At 63.5% G+C, this 7,049-nt stretch carries 9 protein-coding genes; 7 read left to right on the top strand and 2 right to left on the bottom strand.

The genetic code is table 11. The annotated features are described in order from the left end of the window. Window positions 1–97 precede the first annotated feature (97 nt). Window positions 98–1,744, bottom strand: a complete 1,647-nt coding sequence (locus tag APH30_RS25460) for a Na+/H+ antiporter (protein WP_054914098.1) — start codon at window positions 1,742–1,744, stop codon at window positions 98–100. A gap of 248 nt (window positions 1,745–1,992) precedes the next feature. On the opposite strand from APH30_RS25460, the gene APH30_RS25465 reads away from it, so the two are divergent. The 6 genes from APH30_RS25465 (at window position 1,993) to APH30_RS25490 (ending at window position 5,812) form a co-directional block, all read left to right on the top strand. Then, window positions 1,993–2,271 (top strand): type II toxin-antitoxin system RelE/ParE family toxin, encoded by a 279-nt coding sequence (locus APH30_RS25465; protein ID WP_029885077.1) that lies wholly within the window; start codon window positions 1,993–1,995, stop codon window positions 2,269–2,271. An 8-nt stretch (window positions 2,272–2,279) separates the two neighbouring features. Then, entirely contained in the window at window positions 2,280–2,579 is a 300-nt protein-coding gene (gene graA / locus APH30_RS25470; RefSeq protein ID WP_029885078.1) for a type II toxin-antitoxin system antitoxin GraA, read from the top strand. A gap of 125 nt (window positions 2,580–2,704) precedes the next feature. Further along, complete coding sequence (locus tag APH30_RS25475) at window positions 2,705–3,052, top strand: ArsC family reductase (protein ID WP_054881204.1); 348 nt, start codon at window positions 2,705–2,707, stop codon at window positions 3,050–3,052. A 31-nt stretch (window positions 3,053–3,083) separates the two neighbouring features. Continuing rightward, on the top strand, window positions 3,084–4,118 hold the full coding sequence (gene dapD / locus APH30_RS25480; RefSeq protein ID WP_009686960.1) for a 2,3,4,5-tetrahydropyridine-2,6-dicarboxylate N-succinyltransferase: 1,035 nt from the start codon (window positions 3,084–3,086) through the stop codon (window positions 4,116–4,118). Window positions 4,119–4,199: 81 nt separating this feature from the next. Continuing rightward, window positions 4,200–5,405, top strand: a complete 1,206-nt coding sequence (locus tag APH30_RS25485) for a cysteine desulfurase (RefSeq protein WP_054914099.1) — start codon at window positions 4,200–4,202, stop codon at window positions 5,403–5,405. Next, the gene (locus APH30_RS25490; RefSeq protein ID WP_054914100.1) at window positions 5,402–5,812 is read left to right on the top strand and encodes a SufE family protein; all 411 of its coding nucleotides are present in this window, start codon (window positions 5,402–5,404) and stop codon (window positions 5,810–5,812) included. Before APH30_RS25485 ends, APH30_RS25490 begins: the two co-directional genes overlap by 4 nt. Window positions 5,813–5,883: 71 nt before the next feature. Here APH30_RS25490 and tcdA read toward each other — a convergent pair whose 3' ends face one another. After that, window positions 5,884–6,693: a tRNA cyclic N6-threonylcarbamoyladenosine(37) synthase TcdA gene (tcdA, locus tag APH30_RS25495; protein ID WP_009686964.1), complete on the bottom strand. Its 810-nt coding sequence runs from the start codon at window positions 6,691–6,693 to the stop codon at window positions 5,884–5,886. Between the two features lie 119 nt (window positions 6,694–6,812). On the opposite strand from tcdA, the gene APH30_RS25500 reads away from it, so the two are divergent. Continuing rightward, a partial coding sequence (locus APH30_RS25500; protein WP_156326678.1) for a hypothetical protein occupies window positions 6,813–7,049 on the top strand: 237 nt, incomplete at its 3' end.

Here is a 7,049-nt window from a genome sequence, read left to right on the forward strand (position 1 = left end):
AAGCCCGCTCCCACAATGAATCGCGCAGGCTTTTCAAATTTGCAGAAAGATACCGGGGTAGGTGAGAGACCTGTTGCTGCAAGGCAGCCCCAGCGCTTTATTTGACCTGGCCCAGGTTCGCCTCACTCATGTCCAGCTCGCCCAGCACCTGCCGCACCACTTCATCGCCCACCTCGTGCTGACGATGCAGGTTGTACAGCTCCAGCCGCTGCGCCCTTAGCGCCCGCAGGCGCAAGCGGCGCTCCAGCAAATCCATCTGCTCGGCCAGTGCCTTGGCTTCGGCCGTGTCGTTATAACTGTCCAGCTCATCCCGGTACTCCGCCATCAGGCGCGCCTTCAGTTCCGTGGCCATGGTTGCCTGGTCTGCATCCTGCGGCGCATTGCTGTCGATCACTTCCTCCGCCTCCAAGGCATGGATCGCCGCTTCTGCCGTGCGCCGCCAGGCTTCTTGCACTTCCTGTTGCAAGCGCTCGTCGGCGCTTTTGGTCACCCCGCGCAGCAACAGCGGCAAGGCGATACAGGCGCTGACCAGCGATAGCAGGATCACCCCTGCCGCGATGAAAATCAGCAGGTCCCGTTCCGGGAACGCCTTGCCTGCCCCCATCAGCAATGGCACCGACATCACACCCGCCAGGGTCACTGCACCCCGCACGCCGCCGAAGGTCAGCAGCCAGCAGGAGCGCGCCGTAGGCACCAGCACCAGCGCCGGCTTACCGCGCCAGCGGCGCAGCACGCCGATCGCGCGCCAGATACTCTGCACCCAGATGAAACGCAGCAGGATCAGCGCGGCAAAAATCGCCAGCACATCCAGGCAGCGGTAGGCCAGGGTCGGCCACACGGTGGTTTCGTGGCTGACCACGGCCTTGATGATGTCCGGTAACTGCAGGCCCAGCAGCAGGAAAATCAGGCCATTGAAGGCGAACTCCAGCAGCGACCAGACGCTGCGGTTGAGCAGGCGGGTGCTGGTCTGGCGTGGCAGCAGGTCGAGCCAGCTCTGCATCATGCCGGCGGCCACTGCCGACAAAATGCCCGACACGCCCAGGCGCTCGGCCAGTACATAAGCCGCGAACGGCAACAGCAGCATGAACACGACATGGGTCGCAGGGTCGTCCCAGCCCCGGGTGATCATCCACATGCGCAGGCGGCCGATCAGCCAGCTCAGGGCCACGCCCACTGCCAGGCCCCCCAGTGCTACCAGCACGAAGCTGAAGCTGGCGTCGGCCAGCGAGAAGACCCCGGTGATTGCCGCCGCCAGGGCGAACTTGAAGGTCACCAGGCCAGAGGCGTCGTTCATCAGCGCCTCGCCCTGCAGCATATGCATCAGCGGGGTGGGCAGGCGGTCCTGGGTAATGGCCGATACGGCAACGGCGTCGGTCGGCGACAACACGGCGGCCAAGGCGAAGGCCACCGGCAGCGGGATGCTGGGCATCAGCCAGTGAATGAAGTAACCGGCCCCGACCACAGTGAACAGCACCAGCCCTACCGCCAGCGCCACCACCGGCCCTCGAAGGCGCCACAGTTCGCGCTTGGGAATCCGCCAGCCATCGGCGAACAGCAGTGGCGGCAGGAACAGAAACAGGAACAGCTCGGGGTCCAGCGCCACATGCAGGCCCAGGGTCGGCCACGCCAGCAAGGCGCCAGCGGCGATCTGCACCAGCGGCAAGGGCAGCGGAATCAGGCGACCGACCAGTTTCGACAGGCTGACCAAGGTCAACAGGATGAGGACGGTGTAGGCGGACTGCATCCGGTAAGGCTTCCTTTGTGAACCAGAAACGACAACAGGGCGAAACATCGCCATTGAAACAATATGTTAGCGGCGATCGGCGAACCAGGGCCGCTGCACGATAGTCGCAGGTGGCGGATGAATATGTAACATGATGATACCCAGCAATCATGGCCGGCATTACCCGAGCAACGTGCAGCGAAGCCCTTGAACTACCGCGATGAGGTCGTATAATCAAGCGTAACGAATAACGTTATGCATTCAATCTCATGATTCAAAGCTTTAGCTGTGCCGACACGGAAGCACTCTTTGTTACTGGAAAAACGCGACGTTGGTCAGATATCAAATCAGTCGCGGAGCGCAAACTGGCCATGCTCGATGCCGCAACAGAGCTGCGAGACCTGCGATCGCCACCTGGCAACCGCCTCGAGGCGTTGAGCGGCAACCGTGCCGGTCAGCACAGCATTCGCGTCAATGACCAATGGCGCTTGTGCTTCACCTGGACCGACAACGGGCCGGCCAACGTTGAAATTATCGATTACCACTGAGGTGCATCATGCTCAAGAACGGTATGCGTCCAATCCATCCCGGTGAAGTCCTGCGTGAGGACTTCCAGAAAGAAATGGGCTTCAGTGCTGCGGCATTGGCCAGGGCGCTGGGCGTCGCCACTCCAACCGTCAACAATATCCTGCGCGAACGGGGCGGTGTTTCCGCCGATATGGCGCTGCGTCTGTCCATTTGCCTGGATACTACCCCCGAGTTCTGGCTCAACCTGCAGACCGCCTTCGATCTGCGCACCGCCGAACAGCGACACGGTGAAGAGATCATCGGGGCGGTACAGCGCCTGGTCGCCTGAACACGCCTTGATCAATAGACATGGACGTCTCAGGCGTGGCGCCGCGAGGTTGCTTCCCGCATAATCCCGCGACTGAAATCGAAAAACGGAGAGGTTGGGGCAACCTGTGATCCCCAATGCACACAATGACCTACACGCTCTACGGCATCAAAGCCTGCGACACCATGAAAAAAGCGCGTACCTGGCTCGAAGACCAGTCCATCGCCTACGAATTCCACGACTACAAGACCCAAGGCATCGACCGTGACAGCCTGAACCGCTGGTGCGACGAACACGGTTGGGAAGTCATCCTCAACCGTGCCGGCACCACGTTCCGCAAGCTGGACGACGCCAGCAAGGCTGACCTCGACCAGGCCAAGGCCGTCGAGCTGATGCTGGCCCAGCCGTCGATGATCAAGCGCCCGGTGCTCGACCTTGGCGCGCGCACGTTGGTCGGCTTCAAGCCTGACCTGTACGCCGCAGCCTTCGCCTGAGCCCCTACCCTATTTCGCACGAGGTAATCACATGTCCAATACCCTGTTCAGCCTGGCCTTCGGTGTCGGCTCCCAGAACCGCCAGGGCGCCTGGCTGGAAGTGTTCTACGCACAACCCCTGCTCAACCCAAGCGCCGAACTGGTCGCCGCAGTCGCGCCTGTTCTTGGTTACCAGGGTGGCAACCAGGCCATCGCCTTCAGCAACGCCCAGGCCGCCCAACTGGCCGAAGCGGTGAAAGGCGTGGATGCCGCCCAGGCCGCACTGCTGACCCGCCTGGCCGAAAGCCACAAGCCGCTGGTCGCCACCCTGCTGGCCGAAGACGCTGCGCTGGCTTCGACCCCCGAGGCGTACCTCAAGCTGCACCTGCTGTCGCACCGCCTGGTCAAGCCACACGGCGTAAGCCTGGCCGGCATCTTCCCGCTGCTGCCGAACGTGGCCTGGACCAACCAGGGCGCGGTAGACCTGAGCGAACTGGCCGAACTGCAACTCGAAGCACGCCTCAAAGGCGAGTTGCTGGAAGTGTTCTCGGTGGACAAGTTCCCGAAAATGACCGACTACGTGGTCCCCGCCGGCGTGCGTATCGCCGACACCGCCCGTGTGCGCCTGGGCGCCTACATTGGCGAAGGCACCACCATCATGCACGAAGGCTTCGTCAACTTTAACGCTGGCACCGAAGGCCCGGGCATGATCGAAGGCCGGGTTTCCGCTGGCGTATTCGTCGGCAAGGGCTCGGACCTGGGCGGCGGCTGCTCGACCATGGGCACCCTGTCCGGTGGCGGCAACATCGTCATCAAGGTCGGCGAAGGCTGCCTGATCGGCGCCAACGCCGGTATCGGTATCCCGCTGGGTGACCGCAACACCGTCGAAGCGGGCCTGTACATCACTGCCGGCACCAAGGTGAACCTGCTGGACGAGAACAACGAACTGGTCAAGGTGGTCAAGGCGCGTGACCTGGCAGGCCAGACCGACCTGCTGTTCCGCCGCAACTCGCTGAACGGCGCAGTGGAATGCAAGACCCACAAGTCGGCCATCGAGCTGAACGAAGCATTGCACGCCCACAACTGAGAACCTTGCACGGTTTGAGGTGTTAACATCGGGTCTGGCGCCAACACGCCAGACCCGTTTTTCATTCCAGGCCCCGCGATCATGTTCCAGCCCTCCCCCTGGCGTGCCGATTTCCCCGCCATCGACGCCCTGCAACGGCAGCACCAGACATACCTGGACAGCGCCGCCACCACCCAGAAGCCGCAAGCCTTGCTGGATGCCCTGGGCCATTACTACGCCCATGGCGCAGCCAATGTACACCGCGCCCAGCACTTGCCCGGCGCACTGGCGACCCAGGCTTTCGAAACCAGCCGCAACAAGGTGGCCGCCTGGCTCAACGCCGCCGATGCCCGGCAGATCGTGTTCACCCATGGCGCCACTTCGGCGTTGAACCTGCTGGCCTATGGCCTGGAGCACCGCTTCGAGGCGGGCGACGAAATTGCCGTCAGCGCGCTGGAGCACCATGCCAACCTGCTGCCCTGGCAGCAACTGGCGCAGCGGCACGACCTGCGCCTGGTGGTACTGCCGCTGGACATTCACGGCCACATCGACCTGGACCAGGCCCTGCAGTTGGTAGGCCCACGCACCCGGGTACTGGCCGTCAGCCAGTTGTCCAACGTGCTGGGCACCTGGCAGCCCTTGGCTGCCCTGCTGGCCCATGCCCGTGCGCAAGGTGCCGTGACCGTGGTCGACGGCGCCCAGGGCGTGGTCCATGGGCGCCATGATGTGCAGCAGCTGGGCTGCGACTTCTATGTGTTTTCCAGCCACAAGCTGTATGGCCCGGACGGTGTCGGCGTGCTCTACGGCCGCAGCCAGGCTTTCGAGCTGCTGCGCCATTGGCAGTTTGGCGGTGAGATGGTGCAACTGGCCGACTACCATACCGCCAGCTTCCGCCCGGCGCCGTTGGGTTTCGAAGCGGGCACCCCGCCCATTGCCGGGGTGATCGGCCTGGGCGCGACCCTTGCCTACCTGGCCAGCCTCGATAGCCACGCGGTCGCCGCCCACGAAACCAGCCTGCATCAGCAACTGCTGCGCGGCCTGGCCGACCGCGAGGGTATCCGGGTGCTGGGCACGCCACAGGCGGCGCTGGCCAGCTTCGTCATCGAAGGCGTGCACAATGCCGATATCGCCCACCTGCTCACCGAGCAGGGCATTGCCGTGCGTGCCGGGCACCACTGCGCCATGCCGCTGCTGAAGGGGCTGGGCCTGGAGGGTGCGATCCGTGTGTCGCTGGGCTTGTACAACGACAGCAGCGACCTGCAGCGCTTCTTCGACGCGCTGGACCAAGGCCTGGAGTTGTTGCGATGAGCCTGCCGGAACAGGCGCTACAGGCGCTGGCCGCGTTCGAACAGGGCAAGGGCTGGGAACAGCGTGCTCGCTTGCTGATGCAATGGGGCGACCAGCTGGAGCCGCTGGCTGCCAGCGAAAAAACCGAGGCCAACCGGGTGCACGGTTGCGAAAGCCTGGTGTGGCTGGTGGCCGAGCAGGTCGATGGCGCATGGCGGTTCAAGGCCGGTAGCGATGCCCGTTTGTTGCGCGGGCTGCTGGCCTTGTTGCTGGTGCGGGTGCAGGGTTTGACCAGCGGTGAACTGCTGGCGCTCGACCTGCGGGGGTGGTTCAGCCAGCTGGGGCTGGAGCGCCAGCTGTCGCCATCGCGCAGCAATGGGCTGCATGCGGTGTTGCAGCGCATGGCAGAGCTTGTGGTCAACCGTTAACTGGGGTGGGGGCCAACATCGTCGGGGGCGCTGCGCGCCCCATCGCGACACGAGGCCGCTCCTACAGGGATTTACACGGGCTTGACCCGCTCCGATGGCCGTCGCGCACCGGCCACCAGTTTCTCTATCGCCTTGCTCGCTGCCACCATGCCAAAGGTGGCGGTCACCATCATCACCGCGCCAAAGCCGCCGGCACAATCCAGCCGCACGCCTTCGCCAACGAAGCTTTTCTGCAGGCATACGCTGCCATCGCCCTTGGGGTAACGCAGTTGCTCACTGGAAAACACGCACGGCACGCCATAGTTGCGGCTGACATTGCGCGAGAAGTTGTAGTCACGCCGCAACGTGGAGCGGACCCGCGAGGCCAACGGATCGTTGAAGGTCTTGTTGAGGTCGGCGATCTGGATCTGCGTGGGATCGATCTGCCCGCCCGCCCCCCCGGTGGTGACGATGGCGATCTTGCGCCGGCGGCACCAGGCGATCAGCGCGGCCTTGGCCATGACGCTGTCGATGCAGTCGATCACGCAGTCCAGGTGTTCGGTGATGTACTCGACCATGGTGTCGCGGGTGACGAAGTCGGCGACTGCATGCACCGTGCAGGCCGGGTTGATCGCCCGCAGGCGCTCGGCCATGACCTCGACCTTTGGGCGCCCCACCTGCCCTTCCAGGGCGTGGGCCTGGCGGTTGGTGTTGCTGACGCAGACATCGTCCAGGTCGAACAGGGTGATTTCGCCCACGCCACTGCGCGCCAGCGCTTCGGCCACCCACGAACCCACCCCGCCAATCCCGACCACCGCCACGTGGGCCTGGCCCAGGCGTTGCAGGCCTTGGTCGCCGTACAGCCGGGCAACGCCGGCGAAGCGTGGATCTTCTGTACTCATGTTCATACCCCAAAAAACCGGCGCGCATTATATGCCAGCGAGCCCAAGGCCTGCACCGTTAGGAAATGGACTACTAACCCTGCTTTAATGTCCTATCACTTCGACAGAAATGGACGACAATGTCTTCACGTAAATTCGGCCTGAACCTGGTTGTGGTGCTGGCCATCGCTGCGTTGTTCACCGGCTTCTGGGCGCTGATCAATCGCCCGGTTTCCGCGCCCGCCTGGCCAGAACAAATCTCTGGCTTCTCGTATTCACCGTTTCGCCTGGGTGAAAGCCCGCAAAAGGGCCAGTACCCCAGTGACGAGGAAATGCGTCAGGACCTGGAGCAACTGAGCAAACTGACCGACAGTATC

This window comes from Pseudomonas sp. NBRC 111127 (assembly GCF_001320345.1).
In the GTDB taxonomy this organism is placed as follows: Bacteria; Pseudomonadota; Gammaproteobacteria; order Pseudomonadales; family Pseudomonadaceae; genus Aquipseudomonas; species Aquipseudomonas juntendi.